Genomic DNA, 26,637 nt, shown 5'->3' on the forward strand with positions numbered 1-26,637 from the left:
TAAGCTAGTATCAAGGAGATGAAATCTTTGGCCATTGAGAATATAGTCATTAAAGGCGCAAGAGCGCACAACTTAAAAAATATAGATATTACGATTCCGCGTGACAAGTTTGTTGTATTAACCGGACTCAGCGGATCAGGAAAATCCTCTCTGGCATTTGATACGATTTATGCGGAAGGGCAGCGCCGTTACGTAGAATCGCTTTCCGCCTATGCGCGTCAATTTTTAGGGCAAATGGAGAAGCCGGATGTGGATTCTATCGAAGGCTTGTCTCCGGCAATTTCAATCGATCAGAAGACGACGAGCCGGAACCCCCGTTCAACGGTAGGCACCGTAACGGAAATCTACGACTATTTGCGTCTGTTGTTCGCAAGGGTAGGACATCCTCATTGCCCCGAGCACGGCATCGAGATTACTTCGCAAACCGTAGAGCAAATGGTAGATCGAATTATGCAATATCCGGAGAAAACGAGACTGCAAATTTTGTCGCCCGTTATTTCAGGCAAGAAGGGCGAGCATAAAAGCCTGTTTACCGAAATTGCGAAGCAAGGCTTCGTTCGGGTGCGGGTAGATGGAGAGCAGCGCGATCTTTCGGAAAATATTGAGCTGGAGAAAAATAAGAAGCATTCGATCGAAGTGATCGTTGACCGAATTGTCGTCAAGGAAGACGTGCGAAGCCGGTTAGCAGATTCGATTGAAACGGCTTTGAAAATGTCCGGAGGACAACTGCTCGTCGATATTATCGGTCAGGAGGAGCTGCGGTTCAGCTCTAATTTTGCTTGTCCGATCTGCGGCTTCAGCATCGAAGAGCTGTCTCCGCGGATGTTCTCCTTTAACAGTCCATTTGGTGCATGTCCGGAATGTGACGGACTCGGCGCAAAAATGATCATTGATCCAGATTTGCTTATCCCGAATCCGAATAAGAGCATTGAAGAGGGCGCATTCGAAGCTTGGGCGGGAAGTACATCCAACTATTATCCGCAATTTCTGAAATCGGTATGCGAGCATTACGATATCCCGCAGGATGTGCCGGTCAGCGAATTGACGAAGGAGCAGATGGATACCCTTCTGTATGGAACAGGCAGCACCAAAATTCGCTTCCGTTATCAGAATGATTTCGGCATGAGCAAGGATGCTTACGTCACCTTTGAAGGGATCGTGCACAATTTAGAGCGGCGTTATCGGGACACGGCCTCCGAAGGCATTCGTGAGTTCATCGAAGAATTTATGGGCTCCAAGCCATGCGGTACTTGTAAGGGTCATCGCCTGAAGAAAGAAGTTCTGGCCGTGACGATCAATGATCAGAATATGGCTTATGTGACCAGTCTTTCGATCGGAGAGGCAAGGGATTTCTTTAATGGCCTAAGCTTGAGCGAGAAGGAGACAGCCATTGCTCATATGATCCTTAAAGAAATTAACAGCCGTCTTGGATTCCTTGTGAATGTCGGTCTGGACTATTTGACTCTGAGCCGGGCAGCCGGAACGCTATCCGGGGGAGAGGCGCAGCGGATTAGGCTTGCTACACAGATTGGGTCTAGTCTCATGGGTGTGCTCTATATTTTGGACGAGCCGAGCATTGGGCTTCATCAAAGAGATAATGACCGGTTGATTTCAACGCTTTCCCACATGCGTGATCTCGGGAATACGCTGATCGTTGTTGAGCATGATGAGGATACGATGATGGCTGCCGATTATATTATCGATATCGGTCCGGGAGCTGGCATGCATGGCGGACAGATCGTTTCGCAGGGGACGCCTAAGGAAGTTATGGAGGATCCGAACTCGCTGACGGGCCAATATTTGAGCGGCAAGAGGTTCATTCCGGTTAATCCGGAGCGGCGCAAGCCGAACGGCCGCTGGCTCGAGATTAAGGGAGCCAAGGAGAACAACCTGAAGAATATTAACGTGAAGTTTCCGATTGGTGTTTTTACTGCCGTTACAGGAGTATCGGGTTCAGGTAAATCAACGCTCGTCAATGAAATTTTATATAAAACCTTAGCCCGTGATTTGAATCGGGCTAGAGTACGCCCGGGGCAATATCGGGAAATCAAGGGCCTGGAGCATGTCGATAAGGTCGTTGACATCGACCAATCACCGATCGGACGTACGCCGAGATCGAACCCGGCGACTTATACGGGGGTGTTTGACGATATTCGTGACCTCTTCTCCCAGACCTCGGAAGCGAAAGTTCGCGGCTATAAGAAGGGACGCTTTAGCTTCAATATCAAGGGAGGACGCTGTGAAGCCTGCCGTGGCGACGGGATCATCAAGATTGAGATGCACTTCCTGCCGGACGTTTACGTACCTTGCGAGGTATGCAAGGGACAAAGATACAATCGCGAAACGCTCGAAGTGAAATACAAAAACAAGAGCATTGCCGATGTGCTGGAAATGACGGTAGAAGTAGCTACGGACTTTTTCCAGAACATCCCGAAAATTCACCGCAAGCTGCAAACCCTGCTTGATGTTGGACTTGGCTATGTTAAAATGGGACAGCCAGCCACGACGCTGTCCGGCGGGGAGGCACAGCGGGTGAAGCTTGCTTCCGAGCTGTATCGCCGCAGCACGGGCAAGACGATCTATATTTTGGACGAGCCGACCACAGGGCTGCATGTCGATGACATCGACCGCCTGCTTAACGTGCTCCATCGCCTGGTAGATTCCGGGGAGACGGTGCTTGTGATCGAGCATAATCTGGACGTCATTAAAACGGCGGATTACCTCGTTGATCTCGGCCCCGAAGGGGGCAGTGGAGGCGGAACGATTATCGGCACAGGTACGCCGGAGGAAATTGCTAAGAATGAGCAATCCTACACTGGCCGTTATTTGAAGCCTGTTCTGGAGCGCGATACGAAGCGCACCAAGGAGCTGCAGCTTCAAGGCTGATAAGCTGCAAAGGCCGAAAGGCTGGAAAAGTCTGCTAAACTACTATAGGGACAAAGAGTGGCGAGTCCAAAAGTCCAGGGATACAAGTTCAAAGGTTTAGCAGATGAATTTAAGATTTTAGGATACTCATTTATTTAATTTATTCCCCCCTGATTCACATAATAGTGACTCAGGGGGGTATTTATGTGAAGTCACTGGAAACTACGTAATTTCATCAGATTTCCGATTGCCGCCGTTTAACTGGTTTTCAGGTATTTAAAACATACTAAATGGTGCAAAATGTACAATTAGCTGGATTTCATGTCCTTAGTTAAGCTTGATGGAAGGAACGTGGCGGGTGATGAAATGTTAAATACACCAAATCCAATATTTTCACCGTATAGATCACATTTAATAAGAATAAATACATTAAATGCAGCTAATCTGAATAGACCGAGTGAATTTTCGAGTAGGTACCCGTAGTTGCGTTTCTTGCAGGGGCAAAGTCGGACAAAAGCCAGAACACTTTTAACGAATAAAACATGAAAGTCAAGGAAGGTGGTTACTTTAATTCGGTGAACCGCGCTTAAATATTGTCTAAATTGTGACAAATTCATTTTTTATCCACTGTTCCCCTTGCATCCGAACCATAGGAAAGATAACATAGAGGAAGATGTGTATATACGTGATTTTATAGAAGGGGGTTACGGCATGCGACTGCTCGCAGAAGCGGCAGGGAATACATCAAACTTCAACGGTTTCGATATTTTTATGCTGCTGTTTACAGTAATTATTTTTATCGGCGTGGTACGGCTTATGGTCGCCCGTCCGAAGAAGAATTTGTTTGCCATCGGTTTCGGCATCGTAAGTTTGCTCGTTTTCCTGGCATCGGATGCTGTGATGATCAGCGAATGGTTTAAGTAAATACGATGAGCTGAGGACACTTTGTTTCGTAACAGGAACAGGGTGTTTTTTCAATTCCAGGATGGTTTGGAGGATGTATTTAAAGCTGCTCTAAGATGGAGTGGCTATTTGCACATAACACATAAAAAGGTAAGAAAAATTATCCTACGGAAGGATGTAGTCGTTACGGCTAATTTGTAGTTAAAGACAATTTTTCTCGTAAATGTTCATATAGCTTCTTATAACGTAATACAGCATGGTCATCGTTTATTTTAGAGGATTTAAGCATCCATTCGGATAGAAAATAAAAGGATTTATCATAGTCGTCCCTAAAAAAATAATAGTCCGTTAATTCACTCAGTAATCCAACAACCTGATTGTTAATGTTCTTTTGGTCATAGATACTGCTTCCTTTCTTTTGAACAAGGTTGGAAATCTCTTTCTCAAATTTAGCAAGAATATGATCAACGTTAATATTGTGTCTATTTGCTGCTGTGATTATATTCCAAAGACCTGTAGGGAGTTCCTCTTCCCTAGATTCAATATAGTTTACGTATTCGGGGAGCACGTCCATTTCGCCGGCCATTAATCTGGTTAACAAGATATTGGCTTGCATCCACTCATAAAAAAGATTTTTCCAGTACAAGGTTTCTTCATCCGTTTCTTTGACCCACGAGAGGTCTGCGGAATCAACAGCGATTTGGAGAGCCTGCTCATAATTTTCTTGCTCATAATATGCTGCTCCGATGAATGAATTACTAAAGGCTACGTAAAAAAATAAAGGTCTTACAGGTTTCTTATAAGATTTTTTCTTTGATTTTTTTGTTAAGTGGATTAAGGCATATTGATTTTTAGCTAGGTGATTTAACTTTATAGCAATGTCGAGCGCTTTATCCCATCGACGAATCGAGCGATAAGTATTTATTAGCTCTCTTAGAGCGTCTAATTGTTCAATTTCATCTAAGCGCTCTACAAAGGGCTCAAATTGCATGGCAGCCTGATAGTTTTTCTCTTGATCCGCACTTAAGCGAATAAGAAATAGCCGATATTGAGATAAAGCAAGACGCTCCGAATGCTGATGCTTTTCGCTGGCAGCTACGTTTTCAAATAATAAGGCTGCCACCTCATGTTTACCTTGAAGAAAGAGATCCTCGGCAATTTCAAATAAGAGAGGAGTATACATGAGATTTTCCAATAGCAAATGAAGGACATTCTGAATACATTCGAGCCTGTGCAATCGGCACAGCGATATATGAAGGGCTTGAATCTCCTCCAGTTGGGAGTCAATATAGTCAGATACTCTTGAATATATTGCTCATAAAAATTGCCTGCGGGAAGATTCATTACGGCCGTAAGTCGGTCTAAATGATCTACCGTTAAGGCTTTATTATTATTAATAATAGAGCTTAGGGTACCGGCGTTAATGCCAGCCATCCTTGCAAATGTAGTCAAGTTTAAATTCTCTTGCCGCATATATCTTTTAAAATATGCAAGAATAGAGATTGTATCGTTCATATAATCACCTTTGGATAATATTGTCTCTAAATAGTAAGTATCAATTCATAAAAAAAGGATATGTAATAATTTGACAACACTTAATTATTGTTACAGTAAATAAAGGGATCAGAAAGATCAGGGTGATTGAGTAGTTTGGTTATCACTTCGAAAAAGCCATATTAGATCTCCATGATAAGTCCATCGTAGCTAACTTTATTTTTATAATTATGAGCGGTTACAGAAAATTAAACAGCCTTAGCTCAATGGAAGCTCGAGCTAAGGCTGTTTAATCATTTAATTTTATTCCACTGTCTACTTGATGGGGTGCACGTCATAACGATGGGCTCGTTTAGTGCGAATTTTTCTTCATTGGGATGAATAAAGGCTTTAGAAGTAGGAGTAAGTTCTATCCTCCGTGCTGTAGTAGATAGCTGCTAACTTTAGTGTTTGTCGGTAGTTGAGTAGGAATGACCAAAGCAAATGCAAAGCTAGCTGTCAAAACAAGTACCAGGATTTTTCTCTTCATTTTCATGTACTCCTTTTATTAAAGTTTTATAACTGATCAGGGTTTCTGAGGATGCCAGGTCTCTATATTGTTCAAACAATCCCATACATTTAATTATATACCTTTTATTGTTGATTGAAGAGGATGTTTCAAGACTCTTTAACAAATATTCGAATCCGGTATTGTAGTCATTTTTATTTAAGTAATAATAGGCAAGTTTATATAATAATTGTGAAAAAAAGTTTTCAATAAATTGGGTTTTGTATATGTTAATAGTCATTTCCTGGTTGATATAAATTGTAATTTCTGACTCGAATTTTTTGAGAATATCATCTACATTGATACGATATCGATTAGCTGCTTCCAGGATGTTGAATAGACCTGTCATAAGTTCCTCTTGTTTAGTTTCGATATATGCAACGTACTCAGGGAGTATACTGGCATCTCCGGACATTAACTTGTTGACATAAGTATTTGCCTGTGCCCATTCCTGAAAAATGTTTTTCCAATGCTGAGTGTCGGTGTCATCTTCTTTAACCCAGCTTAAATCGGCATAGTAATAGGTATATTGTAATGCCTGATTATAATCTCTACGTGCATCGCAAACATCGGCATAGAATAGGCTAGATAGCGCGATATATGTAAACAATGGTCTGCTTGGTTTAGAGAATTTCTGAATCTTATCAGGTCGAACTGTGGAGTATAGAGTATTAGCTAAATGCCCCAGTCTATTTGCTATCATTTCCACCTTATCCCACTGGTTTAAAGAGCGGTATATATTACCTAAGTCTTTCAATGCATCTAATTGATCAAGTTCATCCAGCCGCTCTACATAAGGCTCGAATTGTATAGCTGCTTGATAGTTTTTCTCTTGATTGGTTCCCAAGCGGATTAAAAATAATCGATATTGGCAGAAGGCGAGTCGTTCTGAATGTTGTTGCTTCTCGCTAATTGCCACATTTTCAAACAATAATTTTGCTGCTTTAGGTTTATCCTGCTGGTAGAGGTCTTCAGCTACTTCGAATAGAAGGGGAGAGTACATAAGATTTTCCATTAACAAGCTGATAATTTGCTTCATACAGTCCAATTTATCGAGATCTGCGCAGCGGTATAAAAACGGCTTGAATCTTCGCCAGTTGGGGATGTCTTGGCTTAAATGATCTTTAATATATTGCTCGTAGAAATGTCCCTCTGGATATTTCATTACCTTTGTAAGACGATCCAAATGATGTACCGTTAATATTTTGTTTTTGTTTAATATTGAACTAAGTGTGCCTGCATTGATATCGGATTTATTTGCCAATTCCCTTAGATTCACATTTTCCTGTTTCATGAAATCGGCGATATGTTGGAGAACAGAAGTTGTATGGTTCATACAAATCATCCTTCTTCAGAAGTAATTCTTACAAAACTGCAAAGCTTTAGAAAGAGAAAAGCTTCTGTCTTCAAAATATGTTTTTATATCCATGAATTGCTAACATATTACAAATATAAACAATATTTGATGGGTGGTCAATTCTCTTTAAAATATTTATATATGATGTAACAATTTAGTTTTCCGAAATTTAGAGTTATAAGTTAATTGCCTGGAAGGGATTAAAGCTAGAGTCTGTGGGGAATGTCTGATAAAATAAGTAGGTTATCGTCGTTTCATTTTAAATTTAATGGAAATTAATTTACGAGGGTCTATACTCTAGATCACTCTGGGAGGAATATATGAGCAGTACAACATTAACGCGGCAAGACGTAGAGTTGCTGGCGCCGGCAGGCGATTGGGATTGTATGCGGGCGGCAGTGGCGAACGGAGCGGACGCGATTTTTTTTGGAGTAGAGAAGTTTAATGCTAGAGCCCGGGCGAATAACTTCCGCATGGACGAGCTTCCGGAAATCATGGCTTTTTTGCACAGCTATGGGGTCAAAGGCTTTCTGACCTTCAATATCCTCGTGTTCGAGAATGAGCTGCGGGATGCCGCTGAGCTGATTGAGGCTTGTATTGATGCTGGCGTTGACGCGGTAATTGTTCAGGACTTGGGACTGGTCAAAATGATTCGGGAAATGTCGCCGGACTTTCCGATTCACGGCTCCACTCAGATGACGATTACTTCGCCGGAAGCGGTGGAGTTCACGAAGCCATGGAATATGGAACGTGTTGTGCTAGGCCGCGAGAATAATTTGAAGCAGATCCAGAAAATCGGGGAGCAGGCGAAGCTGCCGATGGAGGTTTTTGTGCATGGTGCGCTTTGCGTGTCGTATTCGGGTCAGTGCCTGACGTCCGAAATGTGGGGCGGTCGCTCGGCGAACCGGGGAGAATGCGCTCAGGCCTGCCGTCTTCCGTATGACCTGATGGTGGACGGTGTTCAAAAGCCGATGGGGGATGTCGCATATTTGCTGTCTCCGAAAGACCTGGCAGCGATCGATTTGATGCCGGAGTTGATCGAAGCGGGAGTGACGTCGTTTAAAATCGAAGGCCGCTTGAAGAGCCCAGAATATGTCGCTAACGTCGTGAGTAAATATCGCAAGGCGATTGACCGTTATTTTGACGGACAGGATGCCCGTCCTTCGAAGGAAGAGGTTCGTGAGCTGCAGCAGAGCTTCTCGCGTGGGTTTACGCATGGCTTCCTGGAAGGCACGAACAACAAGAAGCTGGTGGAAGGTACGTTTCCGAAGAGCCGTGGCGTGTACCTGGGTCGGGTAGAGCAGGTGCTGCGCGATGGTGTGGTGTGCCGTCTGGAAGCCCCTGTGAAGCGCGGGGATGGAATTGTCTTTGATGCCGGAGATCCTACCAAAAAAGAAGAAGGCGGACGCGTCTACGATCTGCGCCGCAAAGGCGTGAAGCTGGAGGGCGAAGCGGACGAGAAATGGATCGTCGATATCGTTCCCGGACGGAATGACGTCGATCTGCGGAAGGTTCACGTCGGCGACCGGATCTGGAAGACGAGCGATCCGGCACTCGACAAGAGACTGCGCCAGACCTTCGAGACGGACAAGCCGTACCGGGTGTTCCCGGTGCATGTCCGTGCTACGGGGCGGGCAGGCGAGCCGCTGGCGACCTTCTGGAGCGATGTGCAGAAGGGAACGACGGTGCGCGTCGACTCCGAGCTGCTGCTCGAGACGGCGCAAAAACGGCCGATGGACGACGCCCTGCTCGAAGAGCAGTTTGGCCGTCTCGGCGGTACGCTGTTCCAGCTCGAGCAGTTGGACACGGCGCTGTATGGCGACGTGATCCTGCCGATGCGAGAGCTGAACAGCATCCGCCGGCGCGCAGTGGAGCTGCTAGCCGGCGAACGGCCCAAGCCGCCCGTTTATGTGAAACGGGCGGATGCCGCCGCGGCCGCAGCTGTGCTGGGCACGGCAGCGGGGGGCGCACCGCGGGTCGCGGGTGCGCCAGAAGGCGGCGGCGCGGGCGTAGCCGCGCGCCGCGCTTTGCGCGGCGGTGAAGCGGAGCTCACCGCGCTGTGCCGCAGCCTGCCGCAGGTGCAGGCTGCGCTGGAGGCGGGCGTAGGGATGATCTACGCCGACTTTGAATTCATCAAGCAATTCCCGGCAGCGGTAGAGGCCGTGCATGCAGCGGGCAAGCAAATCGCTCTGGCAACGCCGCGCATCCATATGCCGGGCGAGAACGGCTACCACAACAACATCCTGCGTCTTCAGCCGGACGCGGTGCTGGTGCGCAACACTGGAGCGCTGTATTACTACCTGCGCCATCGGCAGGAGAATCCGGAAGCGAAGCATCCACAGCTTATCGGCGATTTCTCGCTGAATATTGCGAATCATAAAACGGTGGAGCTGTTCCTGGATGCAGGCTGCGACATTGTTACGCCATCCTACGATCTCAACATTCAGCAGATGGTTGATTTGCTGGGACAGAGCCAGGGCATGGCGGCAGATATGGAGATCGTCATTCACCAGCATCTGCCGATGTTCCATACGGAGCACTGCGTATACTGCACCTTCCTGAGCGAGGGTACCGATTATACGAATTGCGGCCGTCCTTGCGAAGAGCACAGAGTATCGCTGCAGGATCGGATAGGAATGTCCCATCCCGTTCGCGTCGATGAAGGATGTCGCAACACGGTATACAATGCGATTGAGCAATCCGGTGCGGAATATTTGCAAAATTTCCTGGAGCTAGGCGTGCGGAGCTACCGCGTTGAATTCCTGGAAGAGACGCCGGAGCAGGTGCATGAGGTCATTCGCCTCTATAGCCAAGCCTTGCGCGGAGAAATTAGCGGCACTCAAGTATGGAAGACGTTAAAAGCAACAAACCAGCTAGGCGTCACACGCGGACAGTTGGTGAAATAATGTAACCCCCTCGGAACGTCATAGCTATTGACGGGAAGAGGGGGTTCTTTTTTACAAAAGTATGTCGCGAAGATAAGTCTAATTACTTCTTAACCTTACAATCAGCTGATAGAAGATATATATAATCGAGCGCAGTAGCTCATACATTAAATTCAATCTCCAAGCGAAGCGATTATCCTGCCCACAGATAGGGTTGTCGTATAATCAGCAGGCGTTACGGTATGCTCATAACAGTCGGCCAAAAGATAGTTAAAGCCGGTGGATTAGAATTCGATGAAGACATCGTTACCCACATGCCGCTGCAGTCTCTATAGCTAAAGCAGTCGCATATTACGGCATCATGACGTGTCGTCCATTCGGGAAGAGGATCGGGAATGGATTCGAATTTTTGATCGCAAGCCGCGACGACGAGCCTGGCATTGGTTAAAGCACCAAAGGGCTCAGCTTCGGCAAAGAAAATTTTTACAACCTCACCGCCAACGTACTCTAGTTGGTATTTCCGTTCAATTCGCTTTTGCGTTTCGGCTGTTTCTTCTCGTAGGATTGGATTGCTACACTGTCGATCGGCACGTAACTTCCATCGATGGTTCCTTCCTCTTTACAGCGTGTGACGAGATCCTCAAACAGACGTTTAGCCAGTCCGCTACTGTGCTGAAGAAGATAGATAAACGCTTTAGTTTCAAGTTTTTGAAGTTCTTCAAAGAAAAATGACTCTTATAGAATATACATAGTGACTTCATTCTCTTGGGTTTACTGGGTTTATCGGCAGGACCCCAGAACCCCAGAACCCCAGGACCCCAGAACCCCAGGACCCCAGAACCCCAGAACCCCTATAAGAGCATGGATGATGAAGGGTTATTTGGATTATAGGTCTGAATGAGTATTATTTGGTAAAAAAACCATAAAAAACATAGGGTTTTATGTTGATTTATACCAAAAACAATATAAATGATGAATAAATACAACATAAAACAATAAATATTAATTGCAATGTCAGTAAGAACATGATAACATCTGATTACAAACAACAAAATGATACGTTTAGCTGGATGTAGTTGAAAGTTTGTTGCTTGTATTCTTTATGAAAATTTATATCAAAACAAAGGGGCTGGAAATATGAAATACAAATTTATGAAAACGCTTATCATTAGTTTGCTGGCCGTGATTTTGGTGGCTACAGGCTGTTCGACTGGTGGCGGAACTAACAAAGGGACTGATGAAGGTTCTTCCAAGAGTGCAGGCGAGAAGAAAGTCGTCGTCGAAGGATTGCCGGATGCCATCAAGAGCAAGGATAACATCAAATTAATGGTAGTCCGCAAAATCGGTGGGGATGACCATACTGCACAGTTTCTGGCTGGAGCCAAGCAGGAAGGCGAATCGATGGGAATTACAGTGGATACTTTCACGGCAAATGGCGATACGGCAAGATTCCATGATGCAATCTTGCAGGCTGTAGACAAAAATTATGATGGAATCATTATTTCACATGGTGATGATGCAGCTACCGTTGACGAAGTGAAGATGATCGTTGATAAGGGCATTCCCGTAGTAACTTTTGACTCAAACCCTGATTTGAAGAATATTCCCGGTGTCACATTAACATCGCAGGATGATGAGGCGCTTGCCAAGTTAACTCTTGATAACCTGATCAAAGAGAAGGGCGAGAATGCGAAGATCATTTATCTGTGGGTTGACGGTTTCCCTCCAATGGTAAGACGTAACAATGTGTATCAAGAAGTATTGAAGCAATACCCTGGTATCGTTGAAATAGAACGCTTTGGCGTAGCTGCTGGAGACACTTCTGTGCAAACGCAAAATGCGGTTTCCGCCATGCTGACGAAGCATAAGAAAGGTGAGATCGATGCTGTGTTCGCGGCTTGGGATGCATTCGCTATCGGTGCAACCAGAGCCATTAAGGAAGCTGGACGCGATGAAATCCAAATCTATGGTATCGACGTATCGAACAGTGACCTTCAACTGCTTCAAATGGAAGGAAGTCCATGGGTATCCACGGCTGCAGTTGATCCTCAAATGATCGGTGCTGTTAACGTTCGAATTCTACTTAATAAAATTGCCGGTGAAGAAACACCGCAAACTTATGATTTGGAAGCAAGTCTTATTACACAAGAGAAGCTTAAGGAGTCCACGGAACCGGTCAACATGGTCAATCTGTCGGAGGTTGTTCCGGGATGGGGCAAAACAGATGCATTCTTAACAGACTGGATGAAAGCGCTTAAGGACGCTTATAAAAAATAGCGTTACTAATACCCCGGTTGTAAGCGCTCTCCCTATAGAGGGCGCTTACATACAACTACACGGGCTAGAGGGTGGCAAGAAATGGACGATATGAAAAGATCCAACATCGAAATGAAAAAAATCTCGATCGAGTTCCCTGGAGTTAAGGCGTTAAAGGAAGTTGATTTTGTTACAGAATCTGGAGTAAGCCATGCTCTGATCGGTGCCAACGGCGCAGGTAAATCAACGCTTATGAAAGTCCTTTCCGGTGCCTATAACCACTATACAGGTGAAATCTTCATTGATGGCAAGCTGGTCAATATTCGTTCTCCGAAGGATGCCAAGGATTTGGGCATTCAGATCGTGTATCAGGAGGTCGATACAGCCTTAATCCCTTATCTTACCGTTGGTGAGAATATCATGCTGGATGAAACCGTAAATGATATGGGCGGCAGGCAGTTTGTGAACTGGAAGGAGATACATCGTAAATCAAAGGAAGTGCTGGCTAGACTCCATGTCCCAGTCTCCACCAAGAAGCTTGCCAGTGAGTTAACCTTGGCAGAGAAGCAAATGGTGCTTATCGCAAGAGCCATCTCCAAGGAATGCAAATATTTGATTCTTGATGAGCCTACAGCTCCGCTAAGTCATGCCGAAACCGAAGAGTTGTTTCGAATAGTCAGAGATTTGAAGCAAGCGAACGTAGGCGTAATCTTCATTTCTCATCGTCTGCCTGAGCTGTTTGAAATTTGTGATGATATAACGATCATGCGCGACGGCGAGTTTGTCATTAAAGAGAAGATTGGGAATTTGGCTCAGAATCAAGTGGTTGAATATATGCTCGGCAAGAAAATGGATCAGCAGTTTCCGAAGCATAATATCACCATCGGCGAGAAGTGCTTTGAGATCAAAGGCTTCAGTGACGGGACGAATATTCAGGATATTAACATGTATGTGCGCAAAGGCGAGGTTGTTGGCCTGGCTGGACTCGTTGGTGCAGGGAAGACAGAGCTATGTAAAGCGTTGTTTGGTTTAAGCAAGGTCAGGACGGGAGAGTTGATCCTGAACGGCCGAAAGCTGGCTTATAAAACTCCGCATGCAGCAGTGAAGGATGGGATTGCCCTTGTGCCGGAGGAACGCCGCAAGGAAGGCATTCTCGTCTCTGAATCTGTTTCAGTCAATCTAACTGCGGTAAGCTTGGGCAAATTCACCAGCTTGAGGACTTTCCTTAACTTTAAGAAGGAGAAGGAGATTTCTAGACAGATGATCGCCAGCCTGGGCGTCAAGACACCTCATGAACAAACAAAAGTAAAAAATCTTTCAGGCGGTAATCAGCAGAAAATTGCTATCGGCAAATGGCTTGTCGGTGATGCCGAGGTATATATATTCGATGAACCAACCAAAGGCGTCGATGTCGGCGCAAAGCGTGACATATTCGAACTGATTTCCGGTTTAGCGGCAAAGGGGAAATGCGTCATTTACGCATCCTGTGAAATGTCGGAGCTGCTGGGGATTTCTGATCGTATGTACGTGCTCTATGACGGTCAGGTTGTCAAAGAGCTGGAAACAAGCAAAACAAATGAAGAAGAGATACTGTTCTACTCGACTGGAGGCAAGTAGTATGAGCAAAGGGAACTCGGTACAAACAGCTCGTAAATTTGATTTCTTTGATATCCTGTACAAGTACGGAACCTTGATTACCATCGTGGCCCTGATTGCATTCTTCGGAATAATGTCGGATAGCTTCCTGCAAGGATCTAATATTATTAATATTCTAAGGTCAATCTCCATCGTAACGATTATCGCGATCGGGATTACGATCTCCCTGTCGGTTGACGGTTTTGACTTGTCGGTCGGCTCTGTTGCATCGCTAGCGAATGCAGTCGTCATTTCTATGTTCGTCTGGTACGGTCAGAACATCGTGCTGGGCATTATTGTAGCAATTGCCGTTAGCCTGATTGTCGGGATTCTTAATTCCTTCGCGATCGTAAAGCTGCGCATTCCGGATATGTTAATGACCCTGGCTATGATGTTCATTGTTCAGGGGATTGCCTTGACTTATACAAGAGGCGCGACCGTATCCGAGAACATGGTTATGCCGGACGGCAGCTTCGCGACAGGTACAATCAGCCCGCTCTTTGCCAAGCTGGGTCAGGTTCCTTGGATCATTATCATTATGGTCGTTGTCGTAGCCGTTGTTCATATTTTCTTGAATTATACGAAACACGGTCGCTATATGTACGTGATCGGGGGGAACCCAGAAGCTGCCAAGCTCTCCGGGATCGCTGTAAATAAATATCGCGTTGCAGCTTACCTGTTGTCTGCTCTGTTCGCAGCTATCGGCGGTATTATTCTGGCATCGCGGGTTATGACCGCTGAAGTTAACGCAGGCGCTCCATATCTGATGGATGCAGTAGCTGCGGCCTTCATCGGCTTATCGGTTCTTGGTTCGGGAAAACCGAATGCGATTGGTACCTTTGTCGGTGCGATTCTGATCGGGGTTCTACAGAATGGGCTTGTTATGATGTCTGTTCCGTACTATGCGATGGATATTGTCAAAGGGACCGTTCTAGCTCTGGCGCTAGCTCTGACCTATTACAAGAATAAATCATAATGGACTAAGGCTAACTTCATTGATTTCATCAAAATAACTATCGTTTCTCGCAGGTGAAGCATTTAATCTTTACAGGAGGTATGGGAGAAAATGAGAGATTTCAGCACTTATTTCACAATGAAGGAATCAGATGTAATTGCATATGCAGCAACACAACTAGACATATTTGATCAGGATGCGGACTTGGTATGCACCGAAATCGGGGATGGAAATCTGAACTTCGTGTTTCGGATCCAGGACAAGAAATCGGGCAAATCAATGATAGTGAAGCAGGCGGGTCCAGTAGCTAGAATTTCCAGTGATATCGTGGTTTCTACCGACCGTAACCGGATCGAGAGCGAGATTCTTGCCATCCAGTACCAACTCGCGCCCGGTTCTGTTCCGCAAATTTACAAATTTGACAGTGCGATGAATTGCTGCGTAATGGAGGATTTGTCCGATCATGTCATTATGAGAAAGGCGCTTATGGAACATAAGCAATTTCCTCTGTTTGCTGATCATATCACAACCTTCTTGGCAAGCACTTTGCTGCTTACCTCGGATGTTGTCATGAACCATAAAGAGAAGAAGGATCTCGTTAAGCGCTTCATTAATCAGGATCTGTGCGAGATTACTGAGGATCTAGTATATACAGAGCCGTTCTATGACTGTCCCCGTAATGATGTATTCGGTCCAACCCGAGCATTTGCCGAGGAACATCTATGGAAGGATGAGGCATTGCTGCTGGAGACCGCTAAGCTGAAGTTTGAATTCATGACGAATGCACAATCGCTAATTCATGGCGATCTGCATACCGGATCGATCTTCATCAAGGAGGATTCAACTAAGATCTTCGACCCTGAATTTGCCTTCTACGGTCCTGCAGGCTATGACATCGGCAATGTCATAGCTAACCTGATCTTTGCATACATTAACGCTGAAATGACAATGGAGGCAGGTGTGGCCAAGGAGAAGCATATCGCTTGGTTGCTTGAGACAATCCAGTCTATCATAGATTTATTCCAGGATAAATGGAACAAGCTGTGGGATGAGAAGGCGGCGGATCGGGTTGCCCGTTACGAAGGCTTCAAGTCCTTCTATCTAGGCAATATACTTAAGGATACCGCGGCTGTAGCTGGTCTTGAAATGATTCGTAGAACCCTTGGTCTGGCTCATGTGAAGGACATAACGTCTATAGCTGATGAGGCTAAGCGCGCAGAGGCTGAGAAGTTCTGTTTAATTGTAGGCAAGCGGTTCATCATGGAGAGGGAGCAGTTGACTACAGGCACTAAATACGTGGAAATTTTGCAGGCGGGGGTGCAGCATGACTAATCAACAGGATATTCTATCATCTGTAATTCAATCCGTAACATTGGACGATACTAACGATACACTCATCATTCTTGATCAGACCTTGCTTCCGAATGAGAAGGTGTTCCTCGAGCTCCAGGAGATGAAGGATATATGGGATGCCATTTATCATCTGCGTGTTCGCGGTGCTCCCGCTATCGGGATTGCAGCGGGATACGGTGTATATCTCGGAACGAAGCAATCCGGGGCGGAAACCTATGATGAACTGTATGCTGATTTCCTCAAGGCGAAGGAATATTTGGCTTCCTCAAGACCAACGGCAGTGAACCTGTTCTGGGCGCTTGACCGTATGGAAGCCCGTTTCAAACGAGCGGCGGGCAAGTCTGTGGCTGAAGTGAAGGCTGCCTTGCTTGAAGAGTCTGAGTTGATCCGCTCCGAGGATGAGCAAATCTGTAAAAATATCGGTGAATACGCACTATCCTTGCTTAAGCCGGGGATGGGCTTATTAACGCATTGCAATGCCGGAACGATAGCGACTGCCAAGTATGGTACTGCGCTTGCACCGATGTATTTAGGTCAAGAACGTGATTATAACTTCAAGGTTTATGCGGACGAGACGCGCCCGCTGCTTCAAGGTGCCCGTCTTACGGCATGGGAACTGAAGGAAGCCGGCGTAGACGTTACCCTGATCTGTGATAATATGGCTTCCATCGTCATGAAGGAGGGCAAGATTCAAGCTGTCCTCGTCGGCTGCGACCGTGTTGCCGAGAATGGCGATACTGCGAATAAGATCGGTACGTCGGGTGTGGCTATTCTGGCAAAACACTATGGAATTCCGTTCTATGTATGCGCCCCGTTATCCACGGTTGATTTGAACTGCAAACACGGCGACGATATTCATATCGAGCTAAGGCCATCTGAGGAAATCACTACGAAGTTTTACGTGAAGCCGCAGGCGCCGGAGGGTGTTCAGACGTATAATCCTAGCTTCGACGTAACAGACCATAGTTTGATTACGGCGATCATTACGGAGAATGGTATTGCATACGCTCCGTTTGAAGAGAGTCTGCCGAAGATGTTCAAGGACAACCCATAGGGTGATCTAAATATAGCTAGCGATTTTAGCCGATGAAGAGCAACCTCTGGCCTGCAATGGCTCTGGGTTGCTCTTTTTTTGGAGTATTCAAATAAAGAGCCGCCTAGTCTGTGAATGTTCTGCAGGCTGGGCGGCTTGTTCGTCTTATGTTCCGGAGTGCGGCCGGAGTGCGGAGGGATTATTCCTCGCATTCCGTCAACGCTACATTATGGGCTTCCAAGAACTCGTGCCACTCCAGGCTGAGCGGTGTGTCAACGACGATGTTGTGGATATGTTCAAAGTCACAAATACTTGCAAAAGAAGTCCGGTCGAATTTAGTGTGATCCGCGATTAAGTACACGGTGTTAGCGCGTTCCACAGCCAGTCTCCGTACTTCAGCCTGCTGCTCATTGGAATCTGTGATTCCGTGCTGCATGCTGATCGTCCGGCAGGAGATGAAGGCAAGATCGAAATAATAGCTGTTCATGTTCTGCTCAGCATTGCGGCCCAGCGCAGACATAGAACTGTTCGATACAACTCCGCCCACGATGACTAGACGAACATTCGGACTGTCTACTAGTGTGTTGACGATTTTGATTGAATTGGTTACTACAGTAATTCGTTTGTTTGCGATCATGTTGGCAATATACAAGGATGTTGTGGAGGCATCCAGAAATATAGAGTCCCCATTCTTGATGAATTCCACACACTTGCTGGCGATTCGTTTCTTGCCCTCCACATGGATATGTTCTCTCAGATTGACATTCACGTCATTCTGCACTCCGTCCGGGATGTAGGCGCCTCCGTAAATCCGAATTAAAACCCCTTCGTCCTCCAATTGTTTTAGGTCTCGGCGGATCGTTTCCTCAGTTACATTGAACATCTCAGTAAGTTCGGCAACAGTTACATTTTTCTTCTCTATAATCAACTCTTTTATTTTGGCCTTACGGGCAACTGGTAACATAAAGCGATCACACACTCCCCTAATTAGTTATGGTTTGTAGCTATTATAGCATGTTTGTGGATGGAATTTACTGCAATTGTGGGTTTTCTTGATTGAAAGCTTGCAGATTTAATTGTTGTTTGGCCTTTATTTACGTATTATTCCGTATATCTCTAAGATACATCACATAAAAACAACAAAACATCACACAATCAGAAATAAACAATTGACAAACAGTGTATAAAGTAGGAAAATCAATGTATGATCAATGTATGAAGTTATGATTTTGTTTGAAAGAGAATTCAGGAGGTGACTACATGTTGGATAATCAGAAACATTTAAGCGATTTTGAAGCAAAGAAGATGATTTGTGAAATTGGCAGACGGGTTTATGCGAAAGGCTTTGTAGCAGCGAATGATGGAAATATATCAGTGAAGACCGGGCCTAATGCGATTTGGGCTACACCTACGGGGGTTAGTAAAGGTTATATGACACCGGATATGCTGGTGAAGGTAGATCTGAACGGTAAGATACTGGCTGGCAAGCTGAAGCCTTCCTCAGAGATCAAAATGCATTTAAGAGTCTATAAAGAAAATCCAAATGTAAACGCTGTAGTCCACGCGCATCCGCAGGCGGCAACGGCTTTTGCGATTGCTGGGATCGGGTTGGATCAGGCGTATTCGCCGGAAGGCGTAATTTTACTTGGCAATGTGCCTGTAGCACCGTATGCAACACCAAGCACTCAGGAGGTGCCGGACTCCATTGCGCCTTACTGTAAGGACTATAACGCAGTGTTGCTGGCCAACCATGGCGCACTGACATGGGGCAGAGATATTACGGAGGCTTACTTCCGGATGGAATCGCTGGAGCATTATGCGATGACTGTGATCCTTACGAAGAAGATTACGGATCAAGTTCAGGAGCTAACCTGTGAGCAGTTAACCGAACTGATCAAGATCAGAGAGAGCATGGGGATTAAAACTGGAGGTACCCTGACCTGCCGTACAGACTCAGAAGCACTAGCTGCGGCACAAGCAACTAAGCAAGCTGCATCAGAAGCGGACAAACAGGAAATGATTTCGACGATAGTTGCCAAGGTAACGGAAGAAGTAATGAGAAGACTTTCATGAAATGATTAAGTACGGCTGGAAGTTAATGATTAGAGGGGTGAAGCATCGATGAATTTAACCGAAGCAGACGTTCAGAAAATTGTTAGCAGTGTCATGACCAATATCGAGAAGAAGCTATCGGATACGATCCCAACTGTTTCAGCAGCGGCACAGGTTGAACCTGCACGGCAAGCAAAGGCAGCCTTCGGCGGTGATCATGGGGTGTTTGATCGGGTCGAGGATGCCGTGAAGGCGGCTCATCAGGCTCAGGCTAATTTTGTTAAGAACTATAAGCTGGAGGACCGCGAGACGATGATTACGGCTATTCGTCAAGCAACTCTCGCGAACAGGAATGAGTTGGCTCAGATGATCGTCAGCGAGACGAAGCTGGGCAAGCTGGCGCACAAGCTGGATAAGCTGGAGCTAACGGCTGTCAAGACTCCAGGGACTGAAGATTTGAAAACGCTAGCATTTTCCGGAGATTCAGGCTTGACGATTGTGGAGCAAGGGCCATTTGGTGTAATTGGAGCGGTGACTCCTGTTACAAATCCGGTAGAGACGATTATCAACAACTCGATCGGAATGATTGCATCAGGCAATGCGGTTGTCTTCAATGTCCATCCGTCCTCGAAGAAATGCAGCGCATTCGCTGTCCAAATGATTAATCAGGCGATGCTTGCTGCGGGCGGTCCGGAGAACCTCGTTACGATGGTGAAAGAACCAACGAAAGAAACTCTGGATCAGATCGTTGCGGCACCGGAAACGAAATTGCTGGTTGGTACTGGCGGTCCAGGACTGGTCAAAGCGCTGCTAAGCTCAGGCAAGAAGGCGATCGGTGCGGGAGCAGGCAATCCTCCAGTCCTTGTTGATGAGACGGCAGATATCGAGCACGCGGCCAAAGAGATTATCAAGGGAGCCTCCTTCGATAACAACATTCTCTGTATTGCTGAGAAGGAGGTATTTGTTGTTGATTCTGTAGCGGATGACCTTATTTACCACATGATGAATAACGGTGCATACCGCCTGGATCAAGAGGAGCTTGAACAGGTGATGAGCTTCGCCCTGGAGGCGAATGAGAAGCAAGTAGCAAGAGGCTGCTCGCTCGATACGAAGCGTGTGTACCACACCGTAAAGGATTGGATCGGCAAGGATGCGATGGCTTTCTTGAATAAGCTGGGTGTGAATCCGGGTAAGGAGATCGATCTCCTCATTTGTGAAGTAGATTTCGATCATCCGTTCGTTCAATTAGAGCAAATGATGCCGGTGCTGCCGATTGTCCGGGCACGTAATCTGGATGAAGCGATTGATATGGCGGTTAAGGCGGAGCACGGCAATCGCCATACAGCGATGATGCATTCACGTGATGTTGATAACCTGACACGTTTTGCGAGAGCGATCGGGACGACGATTTTTGTAAAGAACGCATCGTCATTGGCAGGTGTTGGCTTCGGGGGTGAAGGGCATACGACGATGACCATTGCGGGGCCGACAGGAGAGGGCATAACCTCGGCAAGAACATTTACAAGGCAAAGACGCTGCGTACTGGCAGAAGGCGCATTTCGAATCGTATAATTTGTGACCTATCAGGAGGTGATGAGAGATGGATCGTTACGCACTAGGTTTCCTGGAGGTTCAAGGCTACAGTGTAGCGCTTGCCGCGATGGACAGAGCATGCAAGACAGCGAATATTACGATTCACGGGATAGATTGCAACAATCCGCCTGATGAGAAGAATGCCGTCATTCCGGTCATGGTACAGGTGAAATTTACCGGATCCATCAGCGATGTGCAGATGGCGCTTGAGGTTGCACGTGAAGCAGCCTGTGAGTATGTAAGTCCTAATGAAGTGATGATCCGCTGCATTCCTTCAAGCTCCAAAGAATTACATGCCTTACTGCCGCTTGGAAAGGTAAGGCGCAAATAAGCAGATTGTCAGCAGGAGGAAGAAGATGAGAGAAGCCCTGGGCATGATCGAGACGATCGGGATGACTGCCGCGATCCGCGCTGCGGATATGATGATCAAATGCGCTTATGTCGAAGTGATTGGATTTGAACAATCCGGTGCCGGTTATGTAACGGTATTGATCAAAGGCTCGACCGCTTCTGTACAGGCTGCCTTGGAGATTGGAGAGGAAGAAGCGGGCCGTACGGGACACATCATCGCCGTACATGCGATTAACAATCCCTATGAAGGAATCCACCCTATAATTCCGGTTGACAGAATGGAGAATGAAGATGAAGAGCTATGAGGCGATTGGCGTTGTAGAAGCACAGCATTTTACGACGGCACTGGAACTGGTCGATGAAATGTGCAAGACGTCTCATGTTCAACTGCTCGGTGCCGAGAAGTATCTGGGAGGAAGACTCATTAGCGTGATCGTGGCTGGCAGTATTGCGAATGTGACGGCAGCCATTGAAGCAGCTAGAGAGGTTTGCGCAAAGAAACCGAGTAATCCGCTTAAGATGAGTCTGGTAATCCCCAAGCCGCATGGCGAAATTATGAAGTTTATTATCCCGGTACAAGAAGAGGGCGAAGCGGCGAAGATAACCGCCTCCGAGTCGTTATTGCAAGAGACAGTTGCGCAAGATTCGGCGGTGCAGAATATAGCGGAAGATGAAGATGCACCTCGGAAGAAGAAAGCAAGGCAAAAGCTAGAGCCGGAGAAGAAGGTTGAAGTGAGCCATTCTGAAACAGTGCAGGATCAGCAAGTACAAACTCAAGCAGAGGTTCAAACACAGATTTCTAGCCCTCGCAAGGGTATGAAGAAACGTAAATAAAAGTACGAACCAAACTCTTTCAAAATACAACCCTATTAGGAGGAATTATCCCATGAACGAATCTATAGCGATTATCGAAACAAGAGGCTTGACGGCAGCGATTGAGGCAGCCGACGCGATGCTGAAGGCAGCGAATGTTGAAATTGTAGGCACGGAGAAGATTGGCTCCGGTCTTGTCACTGTCATTGTACGCGGCGATGTGGGTGCAGTGAAGGCAGCAGCAGAGGTAGGTTCCGAAGCAGCGCAAAGAGTTGGCGAGCTTGTAGCGACTCATGTTATTCCAAGACCGCATAGCGATGTGGCGAAGCTTCTTCCTATGTTGAAGTAGTCCTCTGACACCTTTCAGCAGGTGTGAGTGATTTAGGTGTATCTTCTGCAATTACTATATCGATTCTATGAACTTTTTAAAATTTGAGGAGGCATCCCCATGAAGGAATCTATCGCCATTATTGAAACAAGAGGCTTAACAGCAGCTATTGAAGCGGCTGATGCGATGCTGAAGGCAGCGAATGTTGAAATTGCAGGTACAGAGAAGATTGGCTCAGGCCTGGTGACGATCATTGTCCGCGGTGATGTAGGTGCAGTGAAGGCCGCCGCAGAGGTAGGCTCTGAGGCGGCGCAGAGAGTTGGCGAACTTGTAGCAGTACATGTTATTCCAAGACCGCATAGCGACATAGCGAAGCTGCTTCCTATGCTGAAATAATGAATATGAAAATTAACGATCGGCCCTAACAAAAAATAAGGAGGTTACATTATGAATGAATCTTTAGGTGTTATTGAGACAAAAGGCTTGACGGCAGCGATTGAAGCGGCTGATGCGATGCTGAAGGCAGCGAATGTTGAAATCATAGGCACAGAGAAGATCGGCTCCGGCTTGGTCAGCGTGATGGTGAAGGGGGAAGTAGGCGCAGTGAAGGCGGCGGTAGAGGTTGGTTCTGAAGCAGCACAAAGAGTTGGTGAACTTATCGCCGTACATGTCATTCCTAGACCGCATGGAGACGTTGTGAAGCTTCTCCCTAGCATGAACTAAGAAGTGGTGATCCTATGAAACAATCACTTACAGCTGAATGGACAGAGACGATTACAAAGCTTGTGATAGAAGAGCTGAATAAAGCTGGATTGGCTCCCTCCGGGGAGCCTCGAAAATATGTACCGGTCGGTGTATCGGCCAGGCATGTGCATGTAAATCGCGAACATTTAGACATCCTGTTCGGATCGGGATATGAGTTGACTAAATTCAAGGATATTTCCCAGCCCGGCCAATTTGCAGCAAATGAGCAGGTAACATTGGTCGGTCCGAAGGGCAGGCTCGAGAAGGTTCGCATACTCGGACCATTGCGCAAGGATACGCAGGCAGAAATAGCGCCCAGCGATGCCAGAAGGCTTGGCGTAAATCCTCCAGTCAGACAATCCGGCGTACACCATGGCACACAGGGTATTACCCTTATTGGTCCTAAGGGAACCGTTGTTATAGAGCAGGGATGCATCGTAGCCGAGCGTCATATTCATATGACACCTTGCGACGCTACTGCCTTCGGTGTTCAGAATGGGCAGAAGGTCCAGGTGAAGATCAATGGGCCGAGAGGTGGATTGATGGATGAAGTCATGATCCGAGTAAGAGATGATTTTGCACTGGACATGCATATTGATACGGATGACGGCAACGCCTTCGGATTGAAGACAGGGGATACGCTTGAGATTATTAAATAGTAAAGTGAGGACAAAGGGATGATTATTGGTAGAGTAATAGGCAATGTCGTTTCTTCCCGTAAATATGACACGCTTCAGGGCTATAAATTGCTGCTCATTCGTCTTCAATATACGGATAAGAGAGAAGTTATCGTCGCTGCTGATGTGATGGGTGCCGGTATAGGTCAGCAGGTGATCGTGTCATTTGGGGAGGGCAACCAGTATGCGTTAACCAAGAACGCTCCGATCGACGCGTTAGTCGTCGGGATTGTCGATAACGAGCCGATCATCGATTTGTCTGAGCAGCCTTAGCCTTAAACGAAGGGGGAAGCTGAATTGACAGAGACGATTCGCGTTCTGGCTGTAGGCGATCCGGCAGTGGCTGCTTATGTGGAACAGAAGTATGGCCTGATTACCACCTATGAGCAGAGGAATCAAGTGAAGGTTGATTTTGACATCGTACCGTTTGAACAGTATTACGGCACAATGATGGCGGCTTTTCAGGGAGAGCAGAATTATGACGTTGTCATGATTGCAGGACATTTGTGGCTCAAGGATTTCGTAAATAAAGGTCACTTGGCCGAAGTCAACTATCCTCGGAATGCCGCTTGGAATCTGCAGGATATCGTCCCTGTCGTACGCCAAGAGTTGGAGATAGCGGGAAATCCTTATTTATATCCTTCATTCTGTGATGGACATATGGTGCTGTACCGCAAATCAATCGTTCTCCGTCTCTTAGGCACTCTTCCTCCTGACGTGATTACGACGGATGAGCTGCTAGGCATGGCAGCAAAATGCCATAAGGATTCCTCCATGTACGGCATTGTGCTTAAAGCGCATCCGAGTGAAATATTCCTCGATTTTCTGCCATACTTACGTCAGGAAGGAGCGGATACTTTTGATCCAAATACGCATCTTCCTGTCTTCAACAATGAGCAAGGCCGCTCGGCACTGCGGAAATATATCGGGTTGCGGCAGTTCGCTCCGCCGGACACCCATTTGTATGGAAATGATGAGGTGCGGGAAGCCTTTCAACAGTTACGCTCCGTATTCGCTGTCACTTGGGGAGGGCAACTCGGTGTTATGCTGGATGAACGTTGTGAGCAGGTAGAGGATGTCGGTTTCTCAACATTGAAGACAGCCTGGAACGTGACGTGGAGCTTCGCTATAAATGCGAAGTCGTCTAAGCAACAGGAAGCTAATTCATTACTGCAGTATCTGGCTTCACCAGAAGTAGATCGAGTGGTCGGCGCCTATGCAGGCTCGCCAGTCAGACGTTCAACTTATGACATGGACTCGGAGAAATACAATTGGTATTCCGCTCATCTTAATATGATAGAGAATTGTGCACAGCCTCTTCCTGCGCTGGATAACGCTGGTGATATATTAGGAGTGCTGTACGATAAAATAAGCAAGGCCTTTCAGGCAGAGTTGACGGTTGAGGAAGCGCTTCTGCAAGCGGAAGCGGAGATCCTCTCCATGCAGAAAGAGGGGAAGTCATCATGAAGGTAGTTGTCGTTGGAGGAGTTGCAGCAGGCATGTCTGCGGCTTCAAAGCTTAAGCGAATGGATCAGACTGCAGAAGTGGTCGTGTATGAGAAAGGGAGCTTCTTATCTTATGGAGCATGCGGATTACCGTATTATATCTCGGGTGTGAATGATGATTATACGAAAATGATCGCCCGTCCGCGTGAGAAATTTGAAGAGGCTGGCATTAATACACATTTGCGGCACGAGGTGCTCAAGGTGATTCCGGGTAGCAAGCAGATTATGGTCAAGGACTTGGAACGTAATCGGGTATTCATGGAATCCTACGATAAGCTGATGATTGCTACAGGGACTAGGCCGATCATGCCGAACCTGCCAGGCAAGGAACTGGACGGGGTTATGGCACTGAAGACGCTGGAGGATGGCATTGCGATGCAGCAGATCGTCACGAAGCCGGATGTTCAAGATGTCGTCATCGTTGGTGCCGGTTATATCGGGATCGAGGTCGCGGAGGCCATGGTCGAGCTTGGCAAGCGGGTACGAGTAGTAGAGCTTGGCGATCGCATTCTGAAGACCTTTGATCAGGAGATAACTGATATAGCGACAGAGGAACTGCTTCAGCATGGTGTTCAGCTAAATCTTGGAGAGATGGTTCAAGCAATTACTGGAGATGGCAAGGTGCAAGGCGTGCAGACAGATAAAGGCAGCTATCCGGCAGATTTAGTCATCATGTCTATAGGGGTCAGACCGAATACCGATTTTCTGCAGGGCTCGGGTGTTGCGCTGGCCCGCAACGGAGCTGTCATTATTGACCGTGAGATGCGTACTAGCGTTGAGGATATTTATTCTGCTGGCGACTGTGCTGAAGTGTACAGCAGAGTGATGGAAGAGAATACCTTCATCCCGCTCGGCACGACCGCGAATAAATGCGGACGGATCGCAGGCAGCAATATGCTTGGCAAGCATGAGAAATTCATCGGCACACTGGGCAGCGCAGCGATCAAGGTGTTGGGACAGGAGCTTGGACGGACAGGGATGTCTGAGGCGGATGCGCGCAGGCTGAGTATCGATTACAGCACGGTGTTTGTTACTTCGGGTGATCACCCAAGATATTATCCTGATCCGACTCCGATCCGGTTCAAGCTGATTTATGACAAGCGAACACATGTTCTACTCGGTGCCCAAGGCATTGGTAAGAAGGGAGTCGTGCTGCGGATCGACATTTTTGCGGTTGCTATTCACGCTGGCATGACGACACGCGAGTTGGGCATGGTCGATCTATGCTATGCTCCACCTTTCGCAGGTGTGTGGGATGCCGTTCATATTGCTTGTAATGCAGCGAAGTAGC

The 26,637-nt window shown here is 46.7% G+C and carries 24 protein-coding genes and 1 pseudogene; 20 read left to right on the plus strand and 5 right to left on the minus strand.

All coding sequences use genetic code 11. The features are described from left to right. The first annotated feature begins 27 nt into the window (after positions 1-27). Complete coding sequence (uvrA, locus tag ACE3MQ_RS12425; protein ID WP_379392939.1) at positions 28-2,886, plus strand: excinuclease ABC subunit UvrA; 2,859 nt, start codon at positions 28-30, stop codon at positions 2,884-2,886. 690 nt (positions 2,887-3,576) lie between these two features. Beyond that, positions 3,577-3,789 (plus strand): hypothetical protein, encoded by a 213-nt coding sequence (locus tag ACE3MQ_RS12430; protein ID WP_379392941.1) that lies wholly within the window; start codon positions 3,577-3,579, stop codon positions 3,787-3,789. Between the two features lie 169 nt (positions 3,790-3,958). Here ACE3MQ_RS12430 and ACE3MQ_RS12435 read toward each other — a convergent pair whose 3' ends face one another. The 3 genes from ACE3MQ_RS12435 to ACE3MQ_RS12445 form a co-directional block, all read right to left on the minus strand. Continuing rightward, positions 3,959-4,969 carry a transcriptional regulator gene (locus ACE3MQ_RS12435; RefSeq protein ID WP_379393109.1) on the minus strand — a complete coding sequence of 337 codons (1,011 nt, stop codon included), beginning with the start codon at positions 4,967-4,969 and terminating at the stop codon, positions 3,959-3,961. Further along, positions 4,864-5,283, minus strand: a complete 420-nt coding sequence (locus ACE3MQ_RS12440) for a helix-turn-helix domain-containing protein (RefSeq protein ID WP_379392943.1) — start codon at positions 5,281-5,283, stop codon at positions 4,864-4,866. The genes ACE3MQ_RS12435 and ACE3MQ_RS12440 overlap by 106 nt, the downstream gene beginning before the upstream one ends. A gap of 470 nt (positions 5,284-5,753) precedes the next feature. Next, positions 5,754-7,145, minus strand: a complete 1,392-nt coding sequence (locus ACE3MQ_RS12445; RefSeq protein ID WP_379392945.1) for a transcriptional regulator — start codon at positions 7,143-7,145, stop codon at positions 5,754-5,756. Positions 7,146-7,486: 341 nt separating this feature from the next. Between ACE3MQ_RS12445 and ACE3MQ_RS12450 the strand changes: the two genes are divergently transcribed. After that, positions 7,487-10,072 (plus strand): U32 family peptidase, encoded by a 2,586-nt coding sequence (locus ACE3MQ_RS12450; RefSeq protein WP_379392947.1) that lies wholly within the window; start codon positions 7,487-7,489, stop codon positions 10,070-10,072. Between the two features lie 489 nt (positions 10,073-10,561). On the opposite strand, the pseudogene ACE3MQ_RS27400 reads toward ACE3MQ_RS12450, so the two are convergent. Next, positions 10,562-10,720 (minus strand): annotated as a pseudogene (locus tag ACE3MQ_RS27400) (transposase); the annotation flags it as partial. Positions 10,721-11,188: 468 nt separating this feature from the next. On the opposite strand from ACE3MQ_RS27400, the gene ACE3MQ_RS12455 reads away from it, so the two are divergent. The 5 genes from ACE3MQ_RS12455 to mtnA all read left to right on the plus strand — a co-directional run bounded on the left by ACE3MQ_RS12455 (position 11,189) and on the right by mtnA (position 17,304). After that, positions 11,189-12,328, plus strand: coding sequence for a sugar ABC transporter substrate-binding protein (locus ACE3MQ_RS12455; protein WP_379392949.1), 1,140 nt, complete (start codon positions 11,189-11,191; stop codon positions 12,326-12,328). A 90-nt stretch (positions 12,329-12,418) separates the two neighbouring features. Continuing rightward, positions 12,419-13,924, plus strand: a complete 1,506-nt coding sequence (locus tag ACE3MQ_RS12460) for a sugar ABC transporter ATP-binding protein (RefSeq protein ID WP_379393101.1) — start codon at positions 12,419-12,421, stop codon at positions 13,922-13,924. A 1-nt stretch (position 13,925) separates the two neighbouring features. Continuing rightward, complete coding sequence (locus ACE3MQ_RS12465) at positions 13,926-14,918, plus strand: ABC transporter permease (protein ID WP_110931138.1); 993 nt, start codon at positions 13,926-13,928, stop codon at positions 14,916-14,918. A 90-nt stretch (positions 14,919-15,008) separates the two neighbouring features. Continuing rightward, positions 15,009-16,229 (plus strand): S-methyl-5-thioribose kinase, encoded by a 1,221-nt coding sequence (mtnK, locus tag ACE3MQ_RS12470; RefSeq protein ID WP_379392951.1) that lies wholly within the window; start codon positions 15,009-15,011, stop codon positions 16,227-16,229. Next, complete coding sequence (gene mtnA / locus ACE3MQ_RS12475; RefSeq protein WP_379392953.1) at positions 16,222-17,304, plus strand: S-methyl-5-thioribose-1-phosphate isomerase; 1,083 nt, start codon at positions 16,222-16,224, stop codon at positions 17,302-17,304. Before mtnK ends, mtnA begins: the two co-directional genes overlap by 8 nt. Before the next feature lie 178 nt (positions 17,305-17,482). On the opposite strand, the gene ACE3MQ_RS12480 is transcribed toward mtnA, so the two are convergent. Continuing rightward, entirely contained in the window at positions 17,483-18,247 is a 765-nt protein-coding gene (locus ACE3MQ_RS12480) for a DeoR/GlpR family DNA-binding transcription regulator (protein WP_110931141.1), read from the minus strand. Between the two features lie 296 nt (positions 18,248-18,543). Here ACE3MQ_RS12480 and ACE3MQ_RS12485 point away from each other — a divergent pair, with 296 nt between their 5' ends. The 12 genes from ACE3MQ_RS12485 to ACE3MQ_RS12540 all read left to right on the plus strand — a co-directional run bounded on the left by ACE3MQ_RS12485 (position 18,544) and on the right by ACE3MQ_RS12540 (position 26,636). Continuing rightward, positions 18,544-19,356: a class II aldolase/adducin family protein gene (locus ACE3MQ_RS12485; RefSeq protein WP_379392956.1), complete on the plus strand. Its 813-nt coding sequence runs from the start codon at positions 18,544-18,546 to the stop codon at positions 19,354-19,356. 48 nt (positions 19,357-19,404) lie between these two features. Beyond that, complete coding sequence (locus ACE3MQ_RS12490; RefSeq protein WP_379392958.1) at positions 19,405-20,907, plus strand: aldehyde dehydrogenase family protein; 1,503 nt, start codon at positions 19,405-19,407, stop codon at positions 20,905-20,907. Between the two features lie 28 nt (positions 20,908-20,935). Continuing rightward, on the plus strand, positions 20,936-21,259 hold the full coding sequence (locus ACE3MQ_RS12495; protein WP_379392960.1) for a BMC domain-containing protein: 324 nt from the start codon (positions 20,936-20,938) through the stop codon (positions 21,257-21,259). Positions 21,260-21,284: 25 nt separating this feature from the next. Continuing rightward, entirely contained in the window at positions 21,285-21,584 is a 300-nt protein-coding gene (locus ACE3MQ_RS12500; protein ID WP_379392962.1) for a BMC domain-containing protein, read from the plus strand. Next, the gene (locus ACE3MQ_RS12505) at positions 21,571-22,113 is read left to right on the plus strand and encodes a BMC domain-containing protein (RefSeq protein WP_379392964.1); all 543 of its coding nucleotides are present in this window, start codon (positions 21,571-21,573) and stop codon (positions 22,111-22,113) included. Before ACE3MQ_RS12500 ends, ACE3MQ_RS12505 begins: the two co-directional genes overlap by 14 nt. Positions 22,114-22,165: 52 nt before the next feature. Further along, positions 22,166-22,441, plus strand: a complete 276-nt coding sequence (locus ACE3MQ_RS12510) for a BMC domain-containing protein (RefSeq protein ID WP_110931147.1) — start codon at positions 22,166-22,168, stop codon at positions 22,439-22,441. A gap of 99 nt (positions 22,442-22,540) precedes the next feature. After that, a complete protein-coding gene (locus tag ACE3MQ_RS12515; protein WP_110931148.1) occupies positions 22,541-22,816 on the plus strand; it encodes a BMC domain-containing protein in 276 nt (91 codons plus the stop codon). Positions 22,817-22,867: 51 nt separating this feature from the next. Further along, the gene (locus tag ACE3MQ_RS12520; RefSeq protein WP_199925528.1) at positions 22,868-23,143 is read left to right on the plus strand and encodes a BMC domain-containing protein; all 276 of its coding nucleotides are present in this window, start codon (positions 22,868-22,870) and stop codon (positions 23,141-23,143) included. Positions 23,144-23,157: 14 nt separating this feature from the next. Beyond that, the gene (gene pduL / locus ACE3MQ_RS12525; protein WP_379392968.1) at positions 23,158-23,823 is read left to right on the plus strand and encodes a phosphate propanoyltransferase; all 666 of its coding nucleotides are present in this window, start codon (positions 23,158-23,160) and stop codon (positions 23,821-23,823) included. A gap of 18 nt (positions 23,824-23,841) precedes the next feature. Further along, positions 23,842-24,114 (plus strand): EutN/CcmL family microcompartment protein, encoded by a 273-nt coding sequence (locus ACE3MQ_RS12530; RefSeq protein ID WP_379392970.1) that lies wholly within the window; start codon positions 23,842-23,844, stop codon positions 24,112-24,114. Positions 24,115-24,138: 24 nt separating this feature from the next. Continuing rightward, the gene (locus ACE3MQ_RS12535) at positions 24,139-25,308 is read left to right on the plus strand and encodes an ABC transporter substrate-binding protein (RefSeq protein WP_379392972.1); all 1,170 of its coding nucleotides are present in this window, start codon (positions 24,139-24,141) and stop codon (positions 25,306-25,308) included. Next, entirely contained in the window at positions 25,305-26,636 is a 1,332-nt protein-coding gene (locus ACE3MQ_RS12540; protein ID WP_379392974.1) for a CoA-disulfide reductase, read from the plus strand. Before ACE3MQ_RS12535 ends, ACE3MQ_RS12540 begins: the two co-directional genes overlap by 4 nt. The last annotated feature ends 1 nt before the right edge of the window (position 26,637 follow it).

Source organism: Paenibacillus lentus (genome assembly GCF_042714055.1).
In the GTDB taxonomy this organism is placed as follows: Bacteria; Bacillota; Bacilli; order Paenibacillales; family Paenibacillaceae; genus Fontibacillus; species Fontibacillus lentus_A.